The organism is Arenibacter sp. ARW7G5Y1 (genome assembly GCF_003201775.1).
In the GTDB taxonomy this organism is placed as follows: domain Bacteria; phylum Bacteroidota; class Bacteroidia; order Flavobacteriales; family Flavobacteriaceae; genus Arenibacter.
Genome location: NZ_QJJZ01000030.1, coordinates 2533 through 24102 on the forward strand (window position 1 = coordinate 2533; position 21570 = coordinate 24102).

12 protein-coding genes are annotated in these 21570 nt (G+C 38.7%); all 12 read right to left on the reverse strand.

From position 1 onward, the window contains the following. A partial coding sequence (locus tag C7972_RS23055; protein ID WP_110358524.1) for an alpha-L-fucosidase occupies window positions 1-1672 on the reverse strand: 1672 nt, incomplete at its 3' end. A 127-nt stretch (window positions 1673-1799) separates the two neighbouring features. Then, the gene (locus C7972_RS23060) at window positions 1800-3497 is read right to left on the reverse strand and encodes an alpha-L-fucosidase (protein WP_110358525.1); all 1698 of its coding nucleotides are present in this window, start codon (window positions 3495-3497) and stop codon (window positions 1800-1802) included. Between the two features lie 302 nt (window positions 3498-3799). After that, window positions 3800-7111, reverse strand: coding sequence for a DUF5107 domain-containing protein (locus C7972_RS23065; protein WP_110358526.1), 3312 nt, complete (start codon window positions 7109-7111; stop codon window positions 3800-3802). Window positions 7112-7176: 65 nt separating this feature from the next. Next, window positions 7177-8124, reverse strand: a complete 948-nt coding sequence (locus C7972_RS23070) for an aldose epimerase family protein (protein ID WP_110358527.1) — start codon at window positions 8122-8124, stop codon at window positions 7177-7179. Continuing rightward, complete coding sequence (locus C7972_RS23075) at window positions 8114-9514, reverse strand: sugar porter family MFS transporter (protein ID WP_110358528.1); 1401 nt, start codon at window positions 9512-9514, stop codon at window positions 8114-8116. Before C7972_RS23075 ends, C7972_RS23070 begins: the two co-directional genes overlap by 11 nt. A 69-nt stretch (window positions 9515-9583) precedes the next feature. Beyond that, the gene (locus C7972_RS23080; RefSeq protein ID WP_110358529.1) at window positions 9584-10891 is read right to left on the reverse strand and encodes a trehalase family glycosidase; all 1308 of its coding nucleotides are present in this window, start codon (window positions 10889-10891) and stop codon (window positions 9584-9586) included. Window positions 10892-11114: 223 nt separating this feature from the next. After that, on the reverse strand, window positions 11115-12971 hold the full coding sequence (locus tag C7972_RS23085) for a glycoside hydrolase family 36 protein (protein WP_110358530.1): 1857 nt from the start codon (window positions 12969-12971) through the stop codon (window positions 11115-11117). 52 nt (window positions 12972-13023) lie between these two features. Beyond that, on the reverse strand, window positions 13024-13836 hold the full coding sequence (locus C7972_RS23090; protein WP_258364933.1) for a DUF1080 domain-containing protein: 813 nt from the start codon (window positions 13834-13836) through the stop codon (window positions 13024-13026). 41 nt (window positions 13837-13877) lie between these two features. After that, on the reverse strand, window positions 13878-16694 hold the full coding sequence (locus tag C7972_RS23095) for a sugar-binding domain-containing protein (RefSeq protein WP_110358531.1): 2817 nt from the start codon (window positions 16692-16694) through the stop codon (window positions 13878-13880). Window position 16695: 1 nt separating this feature from the next. Then, the gene (locus C7972_RS23100; protein ID WP_110358532.1) at window positions 16696-18258 is read right to left on the reverse strand and encodes a hypothetical protein; all 1563 of its coding nucleotides are present in this window, start codon (window positions 18256-18258) and stop codon (window positions 16696-16698) included. A 34-nt stretch (window positions 18259-18292) separates the two neighbouring features. Continuing rightward, on the reverse strand, window positions 18293-20407 hold the full coding sequence (locus C7972_RS23105) for an alpha-L-fucosidase (RefSeq protein ID WP_110358533.1): 2115 nt from the start codon (window positions 20405-20407) through the stop codon (window positions 18293-18295). A gap of 34 nt (window positions 20408-20441) precedes the next feature. Beyond that, the coding region (locus tag C7972_RS23980; RefSeq protein ID WP_181422981.1) for a discoidin domain-containing protein at window positions 20442-21570 on the reverse strand (1129 nt) is incomplete at its 5' end.

Here is a 21570-nt window from a genome sequence, read left to right on the forward strand (position 1 = left end):
TAAATTCAACATTTCCGAAATTCTGTGTATCACTTTCAAATGTGAGATAAAGTATTGAGCTACTTTCGTTGGTAACCATTGCCGTTCTATTGATGGATACTTCGTTCCCAGAAATTTTGAAATAATCATCCATTGCCTTTTGGTTGTCATAATGTATTTCCACATCCGTGATTGTTATATCAGAATCAGAAACCAATCTTAGGGTATATTGTCCTGGCAATATTATTTGGTCCGATAAGTCAATTTCAATTGTAACGGTATTTTCAACAAAGGATTCTGAGTTCCACTTTCCCACCACAGTCCAAGGTGAGTTCGCATGAACTGGTTCAATCAATGGGGGTTCAAAGTTTTCCACGTAGTAAGCTGATAATTTGCGAAGAAGGGGACTTCCGACCGAACGGGTGACATTCAAGCGGATTTCGGAAACTTCGACGTCGGGAAAATAATCGATTTTCTTGCGCCCTACCGAGGTCCCTTTGCTAAGTTCCTTCCATTTTCCATTGACCAAACCTTCAACCAGATATTCCCTGATGCGATGGCCCTGGCGGTAATCCTCCATGATGACCACATGGTTCAATTTTTGGTTTTTTGGCAAGGTCAAATTTGTAATCTGGCCCTGCTTGTCACTTACTTCCGCTAAAGGAATCTTGAACCTTCGGTCTATTTCTTGTGCAAATTCTTTATAATGTTTTACATCATTTGCGGGAATCAATCCGGTAGTATCAGGGGTAGAGTTCAACAAGAGTACACTTCCGTATCCTACAGATCTATAATAGATATCCATTAACTCTTTTATGGATTTTCTCTTTTTTTCCTTCTCTGGACTCCAGAACCAGTAGTGATTGTACAGAGTAGTATTGGATTCTAGTGGAGCCCAAACATCTCCGTTGGGGTCCCCGTGAATTTGGGTAGCAAGTCCGGTGTCCAAATCCTCCTTTTTTACGGTATTCCAGGCGGGATAAAATAATTTTCCGGATTCGGTTCCAGGACAACGTAAGGTTGCATGGGGACCTTGGAAAACAACCGAATTTTTAGCATACTTTTCCATAATATCCGAAACATCTATTTTAAGGCTTCCATCGAACCATACTTCCATAACATCTCCATAATTGGAAAGGGTTTCCGTTAGTTGTTGTCTGAATACTTTGTTATAACCTTCCTGCTTCGCCGGATCCGCGGTAATTCCACCGCTACCTATTCCTGCTCCCCAGGTTTGATCCCCGGGATAGACATAGATACCTAGATTTAGTCCATACTTTTCGCACGATTCTGATAGTTCTTTTAATACATCTCCCTCCCCATTTTTATAGGATGTTTTCTTAATGCTGTAATCAGTGCTTTCTGTCTGCCACCAACAAAAGCCTCCAACATGTTTGGCAACAAAAAGAATCTCTTTGGCACCCCAGGATTGGGCAACTTCGCACCATTGGTCGGTATCCAATTTTTTTGGATTGATTCTTTCCAAAGGCGTAGAATGGTCATCGAATTCCCGTTTTTGCCATGTAGCTGGGTCAAAATGGAGAAACATTATGCGTTCTTGTTCCTGCCATTTATATTGTATGCCGGACGGTTTGGCCAAGGTTATTTCTTGAGCTTGGCCGATTACTTCTTCACAGAATGCTAGCGTGCAGAAGATTAATAAAATTAATAGGAAACGTTGATTATATTTCATTTTTGTAGATTATTTATTCACGGACTAATTTCGAATTATTCAAGACTTTGTTCAGGTCCCAAAATTTGTCTGGTCTCATTATGCAAAGAGTCATAATTAGAGGTGAGGAGATACAATAGAACTAATTCTAATATATTAACGCAGGTCTAAATTCAACATTTCCGAAATTCTGTGTATCACTTTCAAATGTGAGATAAAGTATTGAGCTACTTTCGTTGGTAACCATTGCCGTTCTATTGATGGATACTTCGTTCCCAGAAATTTTGAAATAATCATCCATTGCCTTTTGGTTGTCATAATGTATTTCCACATCCGTGATTGTTATATCAGAATCAGAAACCAATCTTAGGGTATATTGTCCTGGCAATATTATTTGGTCCGATAAGTCAATTTCAATTGTAACGGTATTTTCAACAAAGGATTCTGAGTTCCACTTTCCCACCACAGTCCAAGGTGAGTTCGCATGAACTGGTTCAATCAATGGGGGTTCAAAGTTTTCCACGTAGTAAGCTGATAATTTGCGAAGAAGGGGACTTCCGACCGAACGGGTGACATTCAAGCGGATTTCGGAAACTTCGACGTCGGGAAAATAATCGATTTTCTTGCGCCCTACCGAGGTCCCTTTGCTAAGTTCCTTCCATTTTCCATTGACCAAACCTTCAACCAGATATTCCCTGATGCGATGGCCCTGGCGGTAATCCTCCATGATGACCACATGGTTCAATTTTTGGTTTTTTGGCAAGGTCAAATTTGTAATCTGGCCCTGCTTGTCACTTACTTCCGCTAAAGGAATCTTGAACCTTCGGTCTATTTCTTGTGCAAATTCTTTATAATGTTTTACATCATTTGCGGGAATCAATCCGGTAGTATCAGGGGTAGAGTTCAACAAGAGTACACTTCCGTATCCTACAGATCTATAATAGATATCCATTAACTCTTTTATGGATTTTCTCTTTTTTTCCTTCTCTGGACTCCAGAACCAGTAGTGATTGTACAGAGTAGTATTGGATTCTAGTGGAGCCCAAACATCTCCGTTGGGGTCCCCGTGAATTTGGGTAGCAAGTCCGGTGTCCAAATCCTCCTTTTTTACGGTATTCCAGGCGGGATAAAATAATTTTCCGGATTCGGTTCCAGGCCAACGTACGGTTGCATGGGGACCTTGGAAAACAACCGAATTTTTGGCATACTTTTCCATAATATCCGAAACATCTATTTTAAGGCTTCCATCGAACCATACTTCCATAACATCTCCATAATTGGAAAGGGTTTCCGTTAGTTGTTGTCTGAATACTTTGTTATAACCTTCCTGCTTCGCCGGATCCGCGGTAATTCCACCGCTACCTATTCCTGCTCCCCAAGTTTCATCTCCGGGATAGACATAGATACCTAGGTTTAGTCCATACTTTTTACATGATTCTGATAGTTCTTTTAACACATCTCCTTTACCGCCTTTATAAGGTGTACTCTTGATACTATAATCAGTGCTTTCTGTCTGCCACCAACAAAAACCACCTGTATGTTTGGCAACAAAAAGAATCTCTTTGGCACCCCAGGATTGGGCAACTTCGCACCATTGGTCGGTATCCAATTTTTTTGGATTGATTCTTTCCAAAGGCGTAGAATGGTCATCGAATTCCCGTCCTTGCCAGGTACAGGGGTCAAGACATAGGAACATAATGCGTTCCTGTTCTTGCCATTTATATTGTACATCGGATGGTATGGCCAAGGCTAATTCTTCTATCGATTCGTTTTTCTTTTTACAAGATGTTAGCGTGATAAACATTAATATTATTGATAGTGATAGGTAATGTAATCTATATTTCATTTGTATTTAATTTATATTTTTGAACAAATTTTATGTCGCAATTTATAGTACTTTCCTCGTCTTAATTTAATATGATATAATTCCAAAAACCTCTCCTGCATTACAAATCAACATGCAAGTATTGGTTGTTCTTTTTAGCTTTTTTTTAGAAATATATTTAAAAGGGTTGTAGCTGTTTTTTACAAGTACCTTGATTTATTATTAGGTACACGTCGTATTTTCTTATATTCCATGTTTTCAACTAACATATACGTTGTCTAATAGGATTGTGAATGGGTTATTCCTCCAGTTTTTAGGCATAATTAAAATTCTAATTCTTCCAACTGGACCATTCCTAAATGTATGTAAGATGGTAAGTGATAAATGTCTTTCGATATGACTTCCTGAAAAGCCATTTTAGCCCCTTCAGTTTGCCCAAGCCCTAATTTTCCTAAGCCCGTTAAGTACGTACAATGAATTTGATTCCGTATGTTTAGATCTTCTTCCCAAATCAGAAGATCAGGTAGGGAAACAGCAAAATAATCCAATTTGATATCATCGTGCATATGTGATTCTCCATATTGTATAAGGTTCTTAAATCTCAGTTCAGCTTCCTTCTTCCTTCCCAACTTCAATAATGCCAAGCCCTGGTAGAATATTTTGTCAGGTTGCTGGTCATTATAAAACATGGCAGGACTAGGGTCGCTCAAGCCCTCGGATGCGATTTTCCAGTTTTTTAATGACAATTTTTCATTCCCAAGTTTATCATAAGCGCAACCTAGCCAATAGTAGATATCATTCTCTTGAGCCCCGAAAAGTTTTCCTTCCCCTAGATTGTGGGGGTAGGTCTGGGCAGCATGTAAATGTTCTATGGCTATATGATATTCCCCTTCTTTCAGATGTGTTTTGGCGAGTTCTACATGTGCCGTAATATATTGAAAAGGTACCTTTCCTTCGCCCCCTTCCCAAGGATGGAACTGCCTTTGCTCAATTAGTTTCAATGCTTCTCTGTGCATGCCATTAAAATTGTACAAGGTTAGCCTGTCCAAGTAGAGATCGTCCCTTGATTCGGTCAAGGGAAGGTTTGCTTCCAAAAACTCTAGGCGTTCATTTATAGGGATGTTCATTTTTTTGTTTAGTTGATCCAGTTCCATTAGGACTCTAGCATTATTCCTGTCCAAGGAGAATGCCATTTCCAAATGTTGTTTGGCTAAGTCTTTGAGTCCTTCTTTGTTATAATAAAGTAAGGCCAAATTTCGGTGACAAATGGGATTGTTATTATCCAGTTTTATGGCCGACTCCCAACTTTCCTTAGCTTGTTGGTATTGTTTCGAGGCATACCAATAATTGCCTAGATAATACGGTGCTCTTGCATCTGAAGGATTATTTTTTATTGCTGATTCTAGAACTAGTATTTCTTCCAGTCTATTTGGAAAGCAATAATCCATTGGCATTTTTTCGGCCTTCCGGTAATTTTTCTTGGCGCATTCCAAATCTCCGTTTTGTTCATGACACCATCCCAATAGATAAGGAATCATTGGGTAGACTTCTTTCTTATTCCCAGTAAATAGGTCTAATAAAGCAATGGCATCATCGTACTGCCCGACTTGGGCATAATCTAAAGAAAATTCAATATAATTATGTGTGTAATCCCTAAGTTGTTCCTGGAAAACTATTAAGTCTTCCGGGTTTTTACTCAATATATATTTTTCATATAATGCCCCAAAATTAAAGCGGTCTATAGTCAAGGAATCTTCCGCCAATTTAAAGGCTTCTTTCACCCTTCCCAATTTCCTAAGGAGAATGATTTTTAAATGCCTTGCTTTGTGGTTGTGCCAGTTTTTTATAAGGGACTTATCCACATGTTCCAATGCCTTTTCATAATTGCCATGGAGAGTATCCAGCTGTGCAACGTTGAAATAACCGGCATCTTGCCAAGGGGCGTTCCAGCAGGATTTGTAGAAAGCTGTATAGGCTTCTTCCTTCCTCCCTAAAAGGTTTAGAGCCAATCCTTTGTTAAAATAAGATTCCCCGTCATATGGGTTAGGGTTACGCTCCGTTAAAGTCTCTATAGCCTTTTCAAAAAAAGATAACGCAGTTTCGAACTTACCTCGTTTCAAATTCCAAAGGCCCATGGCGTTATTGCAACGCACATTTCCCGGTTCCCGGGATAGGGCTTCCATATAATATGCCGATGGGTCGTATGTGGCATGGCGGTACTGTTCCAGATGCAGTCCTTGAAGGTACAATTGTTCAATACTTTGAATATTCTTGGGGTGCTTAGCCGCTTTGGCGGCCTCGGGAACTGTTAGGTTCTTGTAATCCTGTGCAGTCCAAGAAACCAAGACATTTCCTTTGTTATCCACGACATTCGCTTTAATGCTTTCAGAGGAAGTACCATCCACGGAAATAGTTTTTTCAAATCCATCTTTTGGATTTAAGCTGACCTTTTGTTCTAAAATTAATTGGTCTCGAATCGATAATTGTATAGTGCAATCTGGATAAATAGAGGTAACGTGTACTTTAAGTGTTGCCTTTCCATCTTTTAATTCCAAGTTTAGCAGAGCTTCCTTGGTGGCATTTTTTACTAGACCCACATTATGGTATGGAAGAAAATATTGTTTGAAACTTTTTTCCTCATAGGGGTGCATCCAAGAAAAATCGGGTTGGTTGTCGGTATAAATACCGCACATAAGCTCAATGTATGGTCCATCATTATCCGTTAGGTTGCTGTCCCAGGCATATCCGAAATCACCGTTGCCCCAGGTCCATTGTTTTTTTCCCGGAGATACATGGTGGTCCGCTATGTGAAGCAGTCCACCCTTGCTGTCGTTTTCATATCCACCTACAAAATCATACTCGGAAGTTATAGCCATATAAGACGTGGGTACTGGGATATTTTTGTATCGGGAGATATCTGTGCCAGGGGAATAATCTACTTTATAATATTCTCCTTTGGCAATAGGAAATTCCGAAACATCCCGTTTACCGTGGTCGAACACTGCATTTACATCTGGCGGAAAAACAGATTGATAATGGTCATTGACCGCTACAGCTGGATTGGCCCACCATAGAAAAGTCTGAGCATATGGCGTACGGTTGTATAATTGTCCTTTAATTTCTAGGTAGGCCTTGTCCGGGTGTAAGGTGAAGCCTGCCATACCCTTGGTACGGAACATGCGTTCCACTTCGCTTACCCATACCGTCTTACTGCCATCCTTATTTTTCTCAATGTAAAAATCTGTGGGATCATAAGTGCTCGGTCTATGGTGCTGTGGCCAGTTGAATTCTATACCTCCAGAGATCCAAGGACCAGTAAGACCTACCAATGCAGGTTTTATTACATGGTTGTAGTATACAAAATGACGTTCCCTTATTTTATCATAAGCCATTTGTATTCTACCTCCAAGAGAAGGTATTATCATTATTTTTATATAATTGTTCTCGATAAAGACAACTTCCCATTCTTTGTCAATTTTCTCATCTTTAATGTACTCCACCACTGGGTTGGGATAGACTGATCCACTACTACCTTGATAGACTCTTTTTTCCAAAAAAATGGGATATTTTTCTGCTTCACCTATTTCATAGGTGGGAATAGTTACCTTATCCTTCCAAGCCTGTACTTTGTTCATATTGATCAATTTTATTAAGTTCTTAATCTGATTTCTTTTGATATGCCTTATTTTTGTCTAGTTAACTACATGTGTCCATCAACACCGAATTGGTATATGGTTCTATGGATATATGTTTCATTGGCAGAGACAACCTTTAGTTTATGGGGTAGTAGGTGTTGAGGTTCTATTGCCAGGCCCATATTGGGATGGTATTTAACCCCCTTCTTACCGTAATCGGTACCAGTCATGAAAAAACCATTGTAAAGTTGTATTGAAGTCTGGTTGGTAAATAGTTTTAAATATCTACCCGAGGCGGGATGGGACAATATTGCATCGGGAACATTTTTTGATTTTTTTAATAAAAAAGCAGAGGAAACCTCACTTTTCAATAGCACTTTTTGAAGGCCTTTTGATTTTATGATATTATTTGTTAAAATAAAATTTGCATCTTGGGACAATCGATCACCATTAATGCTAAATTGATGAAAACTCAAATCGGCCACACATCCGCTTAAATTAAAAAAAGCATGATTGGTGATATTCAGGATGGTTCTTTTTGATGGCACGGCCTTTACTTCAAAAACAATTTGATTCTCATTGGTGAGGGTATAAATTACCCTAACCTCTAAATCTCCTGGATATCCTTCTTCCACTTCTTTGGAATACAGGGAATATCCTACACTGTTCTTTGAAGTATACCCAGGCAATATGTTCCAGTACTTTTGATGGAATCCATTTTTGCCGCCATGCAAATGATTTTTCCCAGCTTCGTTCAAGGGAAGTTTAACCTTGATATTTTCATCTTCAAAAGATCCATTTGGAATTCTGCCACAATATCTACCAATGACTGCACCATGGTATTTTTCTTCTGCACCCTCATAATCATCCCCATTTCTGAAGCCTAAAAGCACATCCTCCATAACACCTTGTTTGTCTGGCACAAGCATTTCTGCCCAACGGGCCCCATAATTTAAAAATTTGGCCGTGTATCCATTTTCGTTACTTATTTCTGTAAATTCCTTATTTTTCATTTGTCAAGCCAAACTCTATTTCCTCTAAACTTTTTCCTTTAGTTTCGGGTAGTTTTGTTTTGATAAAAACAAAACCTATTAAACATATAAGGCTGTACACCCAAAAAGTTCCATAAGATCCAAGAGTTTTGTTCAGGATAGGAAAGGTAAAGGTGAGCACGAACGAAGCTACCCAAAGAGAAAAGGTGGCAATGGACATGGCAACCCCCCGTAACCTATTTGGGAAAATCTCTGAAAGTACAACCCATGTAAGAGGGGCCAGCGACATAGCGTAAATTGCAATTGCCGTAATTACCAAAACGAGCACCGGCCATCCACTGAATCCAAAATAGTAGGCACTGCCCAAAAGGGCATATACAACGGCCAATCCTATAGAACCAATAAGCATTAGTTTTCTGCGCCCCCAACTATCAACCGTACGCATAGCGACAAATGTAAAAATAAGGTTGACGCTTCCGGTAATGATAATATTGAATAACATATCGCCAACGCTATATCCTGCAGCGGTGAAAATTTCTTCGGCATAATTAAAGATGATATTGATGCCACTCCACTGTTGAAAAACGGCAATAACAATTCCAATCACAAGAATGGGAAAGACCTTGGGATCTTTAAGTTCAGCATACGATATCCTTTTTCGGCTATCGTTTTTCAGTGTACGTTGCATGTTCCGTATTTCCAATGCTGCATAAGGTTTTCCCCCAATTTTTTCCAAAACTGCCATTGCCTTGTCGATTTTGCCCATTTTAACTAGAAATCTAGGGCTTTTAGGAACCAAAAGCATGAGGATGAAGAAAAGCCCAGCAGGAATAAGCTCAGCCCAAAACATCCAACGCCATCCTGTTTGTGTGTTCCATGAAGCTAAAATTTCATCTGCTCTTAGCGTAGTCGGTATTGAATCCGCAATAACCCAATTGGCTATTTGTGCACATAGAATTCCAATTACAATGGTCAATTGGTTAATGGCAACTAATCGTCCCCGATATTTTGCAGGTGAAATTTCGGCGATGTACATGGGAGATAGAGTAGAGGCAAGACCAATTCCTAGTCCTCCAAGCAAACGATAAAGAATAAAATTGGAAAATTGGTCAGTATACCCTGTTCCATAGGCGGATACGATAAAAAGAGCTGCCGCCAATATAAGAGCATTTTTTCGTCCCCACCTATCTGCTAATATGCCCGAAAGTACTGCGCCAAAAACGCATCCGATCAATGCACTACTCATGGCCCATCCCTGCCATGAAGGCATTTCCGAAATGCCGAAATAAAGTTCGTAAAAGGGTTTTGCCCCTCCAATTACCACCCAATCGTAACCGAACAAAAAACCGCCCATGGCAGTAGCCAAGGCCAGAAAAAGAATGTATGTGAAATTATATTTAGTAGAATTCATAAAATTTCTATTATTGTTAAATAAACAAAAGCTCCTATCATATTAATTTTTCTTGCATTTGTATATTGTTCAATTAATATCCAACAGCATCCATTTGTTGTTGACCAGTCCGTTAAGTATGTTTTCTGTACAGAGATTCCAACTTACAAAGCCTACGATTTTCCCATTTTCATCAACATGATCATCGCTTGGAGCCAAAGGTTCTCCAGTATCAGCATTGTAATTTTCATGCATGGTATCGTATGTATCAATATCATCCACTAGTAATGATCCCATTGTATAACCTAACCACTCCAATTCTGTATTAAAACCATATTTTTTAAGACCTATGGAATAGATGTAATTTGCTATAGGCCAAACGGGACCTTGCCAATTGGAAAATGGTACAATAATATTTTTATTATTATAATCAGGATCTGAAGCGGACAAGGATCTTAAACCATATTTAGCTTTCATGTGTTCAGGTTGTAATAAATATTTTTCGATAGTAGATTTTCCCATGGTCAAAGAAGCGATTCCAGCCATTAATGGAACAAATGATGAATAGGATATTCTTTTATAAAATCTTCCAGTTTCTCTATCTACCGTATAATATATTTGGTCTTCTTCCGACCAAAGTATATCATTGATGGCTTTTTTTAATTTTTCAGCTTTTTCTGTGTAAATGGTTGCATCTTTTTTCTTTCCAAGCATTTTTGAAATAGCAGCTTGAGCCAAATACTCCTTGTATTGTAAGGCACTAGCGTCTGGAGCTAAAAAAGATCGCGTATCTTGCTGAAAATAGTTCATAGCCACATTATTATCAGCACCGCTTTGCATGGCTACATCCCAGTAAAAGAGTCCTGTTTTTTCATCCTGTTGGGTTATTTCACGATAAGTAAGTACTTTTTTAAGTCGTTCGTAGTGTGGTTTAACCCATGTGAAATCATTCAAACCTTCAGATGAAAAATAAACACCTTGGGATAAAAAGGGTTTCATGGCAAATTTTCCAAAAATCGGCCTAGGACCCTCGGTGGTGGCACAGCCGGCTACATAACCTTCCTCGTCAATACCTTTGATTAAATTTAAGGCCCAGTATTTTAAATATTCTGGCTTTCCCTTACTTACAAAATAACTTCCCATAAAAAACCCATCCCAATCCCACATTTGTTTGTAAAACCCTGCAGGTATAAGATAGGGGTATTCTAAATATCCCTCCGGAGACTGTACAACCTTTTTAGACTGTTTTTCAAAATCAGTATACAAATCTTGGTATAGTTCACTTAAGACTGCCTTGGTGATTTTGGTTTTTGTTAAAGAGGTATGACTTGTTGTTTTTTCATCATTACATCCTATTAAAATACTAAGGACTATGCCCATTATAATTTTTTTTGTCATGTTTGTGTATTAATTTTTTTCCGGAAAAGGAATTGGGTTTCTTAGAAAAAGGACGTATCGATACTATTGTATGAGGGTCATTTTTATGACTAATCTCTACTGGTCAATATTTTCAATAACGTCCCTTCTAATCAACTAACTAACTCAAAACTTTACTACAGATCATTACCTGGGTTGTTGCAAACAGTTGCTCAATACGGGCCGGATTTAGATACTTGGGGGATTATCTTTTTAAACTTAACATACCGGACGGAGGAACATTAAATAGTATTGCCCCAAGGTTTAGCCTAGTAGTTCCTGATTCAACAATGGTTCCTTGACAATTGAAAATTTCATAGTGGTAATTCCCGAAATCTTTTGAATTGATAAGAATAACATTGGTGTTTTTCCGAGCATTGAGAACATCTAAATTTTTAGGAGCCTCCTTATAATTATTCTCTACAAAAACATCATTATAAATCGCAGTTATCATTTTTTGGTCGTCCCCGGCACTCACCTTGGGATAAAGAGCTTCTGGATCGTTTGGATAAAAACCTTTGTTCAGCAGGTATTCCCGATTGGATTTCCAATACCCCAACCAAAAAGCAAGCATTCTTTTGTGGTCCTCAGGGAGTTGATTTAATTTAACAGAAATTTGAGGAACGGCAAAAATGGGATTAAGGAGCTGTAGGGCCGCTACCTCCACAGGGTCTTCATTATTCCAGATTATTGGATCCGCGTGAACCGCGGACTCTCCAGCCAAAAGCCTTACATTTACCGTTCGGACTCTATTGATTACAGCCATGTTAGGGCAATCACTAGCTCTGAACATATTGCCATATTTTCTCATTAGTGGACCTATATATGGTTGTCTAAATTCAATTACGACATTGGGATTGATTTTTTGCAATCGCTTCATGACCTCTGTCATCAGATCATCTACGGCAGTGTCAACTGAAGCATGGTCACGACCCTTTTCTTTAGTGAGCTTTGTGTCACTGTCCGGCCTGAAAAAGCCTAAAAAATCAAATTTAAAACCGTCCAATTTCCAATCGATCAAGGCCTGCTCGTAAGTATTTATTATAAATTCCCTAACCTCAGGGTACCTTGGATCCAATATAAAGGTACCTTGACTCTCCCATTCGTATAGATATTTTCCCTTAAAACGATTGTAATTTTTGGCATGTTTTCCAACAAAAGGCACGGAATACCAAAGCAACACTTTGGTCCCAAGAAGATGAAGGTCATTCACAAATGTGGGCATGTCGTTTATCCTATCAGGTTGCCAGTCACCTGTATAAGCATATCCACGTTGCCCGTCCAGGGTCTGCCATCCATCATCAATAATGATTGCATCTATGCCATACTTCTTTCCTTCCCTAGATTCTGCCAACATGGTTTCTACCTCAATATTCTGGTGGAAATTGTACCATGTTGAATACATTGGGTCTTTTGCGGCCTCTGGGGTATACGCGGGCTTATAGTTCTTGTGCCCAGACCACCAATCTGTTACTTCCTTTAAGATTTCGTAAAAAGGTTTCCCCCTCCGGTCTATCAGTAGTTCCGTGGAGTATTCCTTTATGGGGGTATTTTCTTTTGCAAAAAAAGTTAAACGGCAATGAAAACTCACATCTTCCTCAACCAGCCCGGCATCCATCTGAACTTGGTTCAACCCATCGGCCAGGGCAAAAGTAAAACGATTAAGATCTTCCTTGTCCATGAAGGAAATTACTGGTGCATGACGTGTAGAACTAGAGGTGATGGAATTATAGTAAAAATTTACCTGGTCTACAGAGTAATCGGGATTCCAAAATTTATAAATATCATTTGAAAGTACTTTCCATTTGATCGTAAATTTTGGTGGCAATTCTTCCGTTTTGGCGGATAATTTTATTTTTACTAAATCGAGACCATTTTCAAGTTCAGTTGATGTGAGGTCGATTTTAAAATTCCCTAAATCGCCCTCCACTAAAATATTATCTGGTGAAAAATCGATCATTTTCGATTTAATATTATAATTGTTTGGATCGCCAGTTTGTTGTGCAAGTACGTTTTTGTGAACTAACACAAACAAGATCGCTAAAAGTATCTTTTTTGTCATTTCGCTTATTTATTTTGAATATAAATTCATTATTTGTTATGATTCAGTTTTATCAGAAACTAGTATGCTCACTTATTTCTGACATCTTTTTGATCTTAATGTCTTTGAATTCCACTCCTTGGCCTTCTGCCTGAAGGGCAATATAGCCGTCCGAAAGGAGTTTGCCATCTACTTTTATTGCAGGGTCAAACCCGTTGACCACACCTCCACCAATTTGGGGGTGGTTGTATTCCAACACTTTTTCACCATTTATTTTATGTATAACCAAAGAGTCTCCATATACAATAAGTTCCCCATTCACCCAGTCGTCATAATTAAAAGTAGGCGATGAGGATTGAATGCAATGCCGAGGATCCATTTCGTTCTTATAAAACACTTCGGTCCCTGGCGAACACATATTGCCAGTTGGCCTATCTTTTTCATTCTCTGTAGCCGCTAACATTTGGAACTCGACCGAAATTGGCCAATCTTGTTCTTTTAAAATTGATTTAGGGTCTTGGGAGTGAAACATAACCCCACTATTCCTATAAGCAAATCCAGGGGCATCATCCATCCATTGGTTTGTAAACCTATATTTAAATTTCAATTGGTAGGATGAAAATGGTTCCTTGTAAAAAAGGTGGCCAAAGCGATCGTTAAAAGTTTTATAACCGTCATAATTGACCTGTATGACCCCATTGTTTACCCGAAATGTATTTGCATAATTATCACCTACTTCGTGATGGTGGATTTTAACTATCCAGTCATTAAGATCCTTGCCGTTAAAAAGGCTTATCCAATCCTGTTCGTAGTTATTCTTCTTCCATCCGCATGAATCCAAGAGAAAAATAAGGGATATGCAAATGATATGGATTGATGGTTTCACTGAATAATTATTTTTAGTTATATATTCTTATGGTTAACAATTCATTCTTTATTGGTACCCGCTGATGCTGTTTGATTGAACATACCATCCAATAGGTTTTCAGAGACTTTATAATTAGGATTGAAGTCTTCTGAGGCAACATATTCCATTAAACTTTTTTTAAGTTGCCTTGCTACCACTTTTTCTGTATCCAATATATTATATCCACATACTAATAATTTTCCTTTGCCAACCTTGAGCTCAAATATTGAACCCACTTTTCTGCTGAAATGAAAATCATATATGGGTTGTACAATGGGTTGGTATTTTTTTGCAAGCTTATCCAGATAAAATGAATTAGCTCCTTCAGAGATCGATTTCCATTGCATTCCAGTAAATATATCCGTTGGAAACTTGGCCATTGCAGGATGTTTATCCCTAACATAAGTTCCAAGTGTATGCGTTGCCTGATTTGGAATCCATGATAGGGACCAATAGAGTGGATCAAAACTAACCTGCAACATAGATTCTTTATCTCCTAGCTCATTTGCGACCAATACTACTTTTTCGCCTTTTTGTAATCGCTCTTTTGTCGCTGAATCAAAAACGGAAGTAATATATATATCGGCATTTGTTAAAGAGCCTGAATTTTCAGGATACACCCAAAAATCCCAAGTGTTTTTTATGTCGGAATTTGTTATTCCTACTTCCAGTTTAACTTTGGAAGCCTCTTTTATTCTGTTCAAAGAAATAGTAAGGGAATCAATATCCGTAATGCTGGCCTGAGGTATAGATTTCTCAGCTAAGTTCCCGTCCATTATGGTACTGGAACCTGTACTTAATTTCCAGTAAAGTTTTCCTTTTATATCAGACGCACCAAAATGATGAACCTGCATTTTGGCCCTGAGATTTTCGTTATTTGTATAAATAAAACTGTTGGTTCGCATTAGAACCACTGTAGTATCACAATGTTGTGTAAATTCTTCGGGATCGGTTACTCCTTTTGAATCATAGAAAGCGTCTAGCCATCCTACGAGTGCCTCGCCCTGACCTGGGAAATCTTGCATTCCCAATAACTCAAACCCGGCACAGGAAGGTGTGCGCAGCATCCCTTCAATTTCATTTTTATAGAGTAACTGCGCTAATTTACCTGAAGCTTGACTCATCTCTTTATTTAGTTCGTATACTCCATTCTTTTTGGCTTTTTCCATAAAACTTATATAATTTCTTGGAGCCAGTGTACCTGTATATTTTTCAATTTCAGACCATAATGGGTACATTGCCTGTTGCCCAATTTCATGTGCAATTAGGGGAACAGGGGAACGTGAATCCAGTTCTTCGTAATCCCAATTTGTATTGGGTGCCTTTATAAAACGTGGGTATCCCAAATCTTCTTTTTCAAAATCTAGGAGATTTCTAAAAAACCGGTTATACGGTTCGCCCGTTACCTTATATTGATCATTCCAGGCATGGTTCCATGAAGCCGACAAAGAATAGAGTCTTCTGTCCCCATCTTTAATTTTAAGTTTGTCCAACCATTTTTGGATGATATTGTAATCGCCATTGTCTAATTCATTGCCTACACAGAGAAAAGCAAATGAAGGATGGTTTCCATATGCTTCGATAATCCTATTCAATTCTTCCTCTATATATTTATTTACTTCAGGATCCTCTCCCAACGGGAGTGGTCGGGCAGGAGTAAAAGCACGCCCTTCAATACGCATCCATTGAGCAATCCAGAGGGTTTCTACCTGAAGTAATATTCCAACTTTATCAGCAGCTATAAACGCAGCTTCAGGCGGGCACCATGAATGAAAGCGCACATGATTCAGCCCATAATCTTTGTGAATTTTAAAAATACGTTCCCATGCAGACACGTCTGTGGGAGGATAACCAGTTAGTGGAAATTCTGTATTATTAAGGTTTCCGCGAATAAATATTGGAGTGTTATTTACAATAATTTTAGTTTTGCTAATGGTAATATCCCTGAAACCAATAACTTTTTCTTTCTTATCTTTAAAATTTGCTTTGGAAGCTTGAAGGGAAAATTTGTATAAAAATGGATCAAATGAGCTCCAAGCTTTTATTGGGATAGTGATTTTCCATGTTAAGGATTGGTTTTTAGTAGAATCTATTTCATGAACAACAACAATACTTTCCTTTTTGTCAATTATATTGCCTGTTACTAATTCAGTCAGTGTTGCAGTTAAAATTACCTCGGTTTTTTCCTTGAATTCATTTTTCAATTTAAATTGAAAATCAATGTTGTTCTTTTTTAGATTTGGAAAAGTTTGTAAATTTTTGATCTGTAATCCGTCATTAGGAATAAGTTTCATGGCCCCTAAAACCCCGTTCCATTTGGTTTGATTAAAATCTGTATAGGCATGGCCAACATCTCCTATATTATATATCATTTTATTATTGATCTTTAGGGTTAATGTGTGCTTTCCAGCTGTTAATTTTCCAAGCACAAATTTGTGGGGTGTGCCCAAGGATACGGCACTTCCTATATAATCACCATCTATCCATAGATCCGATTTCCACATCACCCTTTCTAAAAAAACCTCAAATTCTTTGCCTCCCAATGCAGTGGGTATGGTAATTTCTCTCTGATACCAAGCTGCACCGTAATACTTATATTTTCGGGAAAGTCGACCTACATCGGCCTTTGTTGTCTTATATCCAATTCCTGCTTCGTCCAGTGTAGCTGGGAGATCAATTTTTTCTTTCTTTTTCTTATCAAAAGCGAAATCATTAAAATCCGAATCATTTTTATCCAACCAAATCTCCCATTCTCCGGATAAATCCAAATCTTCGTTTTGAGCCATGCAGTGACAGACTCCAAGTAACAGGAAAAATATTATTAGTATGTGTTTCATTTTATTTTATTAGCTTTATTAGTATTACCATTCCCGGGTCCGACTTATCACCTTCTGATGCGGCCGATAGGCCAATTTCGTTAATAAGTTCCCCTGATATAATAATCGTATTGTTTTGAATTATAATTCTGTCAGTAATTTCAATGGCTACGTCTGAAGCTAAATCTTGGGCATAAATTATTAATTTGTCCGTTGGTATTTCATCAAACGAAAGTGTCAACTCTTTATAGTATCCAAAAATCCCGATAGGCTTGTCCCAATAATTTAATTTTTGGGTTACGTGTACGGGCTCTGTAAAATATTCTCTTCCCAAGCCTCTGCCCACAGTCACAATTGCAGCTGCCCCATTTAAATATTCGGATGCCAGAACAAAAGGCCGTTTTTCGGATTTGTTTTCTTTTACAATGGGTAGGGATAGGTTTCTACTTATCCTTGCTGGGGCCGATTCAATGAGGGTATCCCCGGGTTTACGACCTTCACACCAAAGACACCATGTTTCACGTTCACCCATGATCCAGTAATCGGTCAAAAGTTCATCGTCTATTTCATGGGTATCCTCTCCCACTCCAAAGGGTTGGGCAATACGGCGCCATCGAATACCTCTAATGGACTCATCCATACGGTGTTGGATATCCCTTCCTACCGGAGGGAAAACGAAATCCTGCTGGCCATCAGGTAGGTTTTCATTGAACGGATGTCGCATAAGAGCACTTGTGGTTCCAAGACCTGCAGCAATATAGGGTTCGTCCTCACTGTTTATGAGGCCCTTTGCGCCATCCTTGGTGTCAAACTTCAGTACACTGGCTATACGCTGCAAAGTAACAGGTTGGGCAATCACATTCTCTACATCATATGTTCTATATACATCACTAAATTCGATGTACTCTTCTTTCATTGCATGTTCAATGACCAAATTTGGAGCATGTATTCTTCCCAAATCCGTAAGTTTCTTCCGCCATTCACCATTTCTACCCTGCTCGCCCCAATCCACTTTCCAATAGGCAAAACCGGATTCATGGGCTGCCTTGAGGCGTTCAACCCAATAGGCTTCTTGATCTACCTTGCCCATAATAGGGGCTTCCTGCGCGCAAATCCATCCTCCTAACCCTCTCCAGCCTTTTGCTTTAACACTGTCTACCAGCTTTTTTAAGCGTTCTGTTGGTGTTCCCGTAAAAGAAGGAAATCGGGTCGTGTCCAACTCGGTCAGCCCTAAGTAATTATTCTCGCGCATACCGTTTTGATCTTGGGGAATATCCCAGGAATCATCCATTACAAAAATTAGGTCTTCACGAATTTTCGGATAGAAATCCACCCAGTTTTGGTATTGACCCGAGCCCATCATATAGGCTTCGTTCATGGCGGCCCTTTGTCCTTCGTTGGTCAAATAACTGTCTACAAAGCCTTGTATGTTCCAAGTACAGAAATAATCGGGAGCAACACTTGGTAATTCGGGTACAATGGAAAAGGATTCGTCTGTGACCTTGGTATTTTCTTTGGAACCACAACCCATAAGGGTTGTCCCTATTATTGTGAATAATAGGATTGTTTTTTTTAATCTTTGCATTAGATAAATTTTAAGTATTGATTTGTCTTTTCAATTAACGGGTCAGAACGCCCAATTCGGCAACATTCATCCATCCCTCCGTATGCACATCATCAATACATGTAAGGCGCAAGAACTTTGCAGTAAAAGGTTTAGAGAACATCACTTTCTGAAGGACAGGATTGTTGCCAATATTACTGAATTCCCTATCCTTCAGTATTGTAGTCCATTGTTTCCCATCTTTACTTACCTCGACTTGGTATTTGAAGATATTGGCCTCGTTCCGTCCATCTTGGCGGGGCAGATAGGTGAAACCGGATACTGTTAATAATTCCCCTAAATCCAAAGTCATTGTTAATGGACTTTTTGTTTCTTTGTTCTTTTCCGTGAACCACGTACTTTCAGGGTTCCCGTCAATTGCATTTTCTATAGGGTACCAACCATGGCTCTTACTGGAAGAGGTCAAAGTCCATTTTGTTTTTGGCACATCAAATTCCACCATAACCGTTTCAGATGAGGAGTCTCCTGAATCCAAAAACGCCTTTGCCTTTATTTGTCCAGGATTGTCAAAAATAAATGGTTTGCTATATTTAATAGAGTTTCGCCCAGGTTCGGAGCCATCTGTTGTGTAATAGTAAATTGGGTCTGGCGAGTCTGAGAATATTCTAACTTCCCCCGATTTATTGCGACGTATAATTGGTTTTCCAATCATTTCAGGGGCACGATATACTTCTATGTTGGAAATGACGGGACATGCCTTACCATTAAATGTTATTCTTAGTTTTTGGGTTTTAATAGTCTTAAATTTTATCAATCTTCGATTACCTATGGTAATCCCTTTGGCAACTTCGATATATTTGGCGTCTTTCAATACCTCAATGGTAAACCCTTTTATTCTCTGGCCTAAGCGAATGTATTCCTGTAAAAGCAAGCAATTCACTTCTATTTCTTTGCCAAAATCTACCTCCAATGAAGCTTGTGTAACATTATCATCTGTTGCCCAATAGGTTTCTTCATCTTTGTCAAAGGCATTATTCCCCTCAAAATTCTTGGATCCGCCCCTTATATTACTGGCAACAATTGTTGCACCATCAGAATAGTCAATACTAAATGCGTTATCCACATAGGTTTTTAATCCCTGAAGGGCCTTTATGTCATTTTCATGAATAAGTCCGCGTTTATCCGGAGGAAGATTTAAAATAAGACTCCCATTCATTCCTACGGAATGGTACCATATATCAATTAATTCATTAACTGATTTTACTTTATTGTTTTCCGCTTCGTGATAAAACCAACCGGGGCGGATAGAGGTATTAACCTCAGAAGGCATCCATGTATCGCCATTTTCGTCACCAGTTTGCAATATTGCATGAGTTACAGGTCCTCCAGGATAGTTAATTTTGCTATCCATTATACTCCAGTTGGGGTCATGGGCATAGCCTCGTTCATTCCCGATCCAACGTAAATCTGGACCGCCGTCGCCAAATATTACTGCATTTGGTTGCAACTTTCGCACTATTCCCCAAGTTTTCTCCCATTCATAATAAACTTTATTGTCTATTTTTATGACTTCATTTTTACCACCATAATAGCCATCTCCGCCATTTGCACCATCAAAATAGACTTCAAAAATATCGCCATAATTGGTCAGTAATTCTTTTAATTGGTTGTGGAAATATTCAATGTATTTTGCGGTGCCATAATCTTTGTGATTTCTATCCCAAGGTGAAAGATACATTCCAAGCTTGAGCCCATATTCATCACATGCTTTTCGCAAATCCAACAAGATATCGCCTTTGCCATTTTTCCAAGGGGAATTCTTTACAGAGTGTTCTGTATATTTCGAAGGCCAAAGGCAAAATCCGTCATGGTGTTTGGCTGTAATCATTATGCCTTCCATTCCCGCTTCTTTTACTACTTTTGCCCATTGACTAACATCCAATTGTGTTGGATTGAAAACTTCCGGCGATTCATCACCATATCCCCATTCCATATCTGTATAAGTACTTGGTCCAAATACTATAAAGGCATAGTATTTCATTTTATGCCATTCTAATTGGCGTTCATCTGGAACAGGGCCAAATGGTTCGGGATCCTGAGCATTTACAACATAAGCTATTGATATCAATTGGATAAAAAACAATAGGATCGTTTTTTTTAATCTTTTCATTAGGTAAATTTTAAATGTCGATTTGTCTTTTCAATTAACGGGTCAGAACACCCAATTCGGCAACATTCACCCATCCCTCCGTATGCACATCATCAATACATGTAAGGCGCAAGAATTTTGCAGTAAAAGGTTTAGAAAACATCACTTTTTGAAGGACAGGATTGTTACCAATATTACTGAATTCTCTATCTTTCAGTACTGTAGTCCATTGTTTCCCATCTTTACTTACCTCTACTTGGTATTTGAAGATATTGCCCTCGTTCCGTCCATCTTGGCGGGGCAGATAGGTAAAACCGGATACTGTTAATAATTCCCCTAAATCCAAAGTCATTGTTAAGGGACTTTTTGTTTCTTTGTTCTTTTCCGTGAACCACGTACTTTCAGGATTCCCGTCAATTGCATTTTCTATAGGGTACCAACCATGGCTCTTACTGGAAGAGGTCAAAGTCCATTTCGTTTTTGGCACATCAAATTCCACCGTAACCGTTTCAGACGAGGAGTCTCCTGAATCCAAAAACGCCTTTGCCTTTATTTCTCCAGGATTGTCAAAAATAAATGGTGTGCTATATTTAATAGAGTTTCGCCCGGGTTCGGAGCCATCTGTTGTGTAATAGTAAATTGGGTCTGGCGAGTCTGAGAATATTCTAACTTCCCCCGATTTGTTGCGACGTATAATTGGTTTTCCAATCATTTCAGGGACACGATATACTTCTATGTTGGAAATGACAGGACATGCCTTACCATTAAATGTTATTCTTAATTTTTGGGTTTTAATAGTCTTAAATTTTATCAATCTTCGATTGCCTATGGTAATCCCTTTGGCAACTTCGATATATTTGGCGTCTTTCAATACCTCAATGGTAAACCCTTTTATTCTCTGGCCTAAGCGAATGTATTCCTGTAAAAGCAAGCAATTCACTTCTATTTCTTTGCCAAAATCTACCTCCAATGAAGCTTGTGTAACATTATCATCTGTTGCCCAATAGGTTTCTTCATCTTTGTCAAAGGCATTATTCCCCTCAAAATTCTTGGATCCGCCCCTTATATTACTGGCAACAATTGTTGCACCATCAGAATAGTCAATACTAAATGCGTTATCCACATAGGTTTTTAATCCCTGAAGGGCCTTTATGTCATTTTCATGAATAAGTCCGCGTTTATCT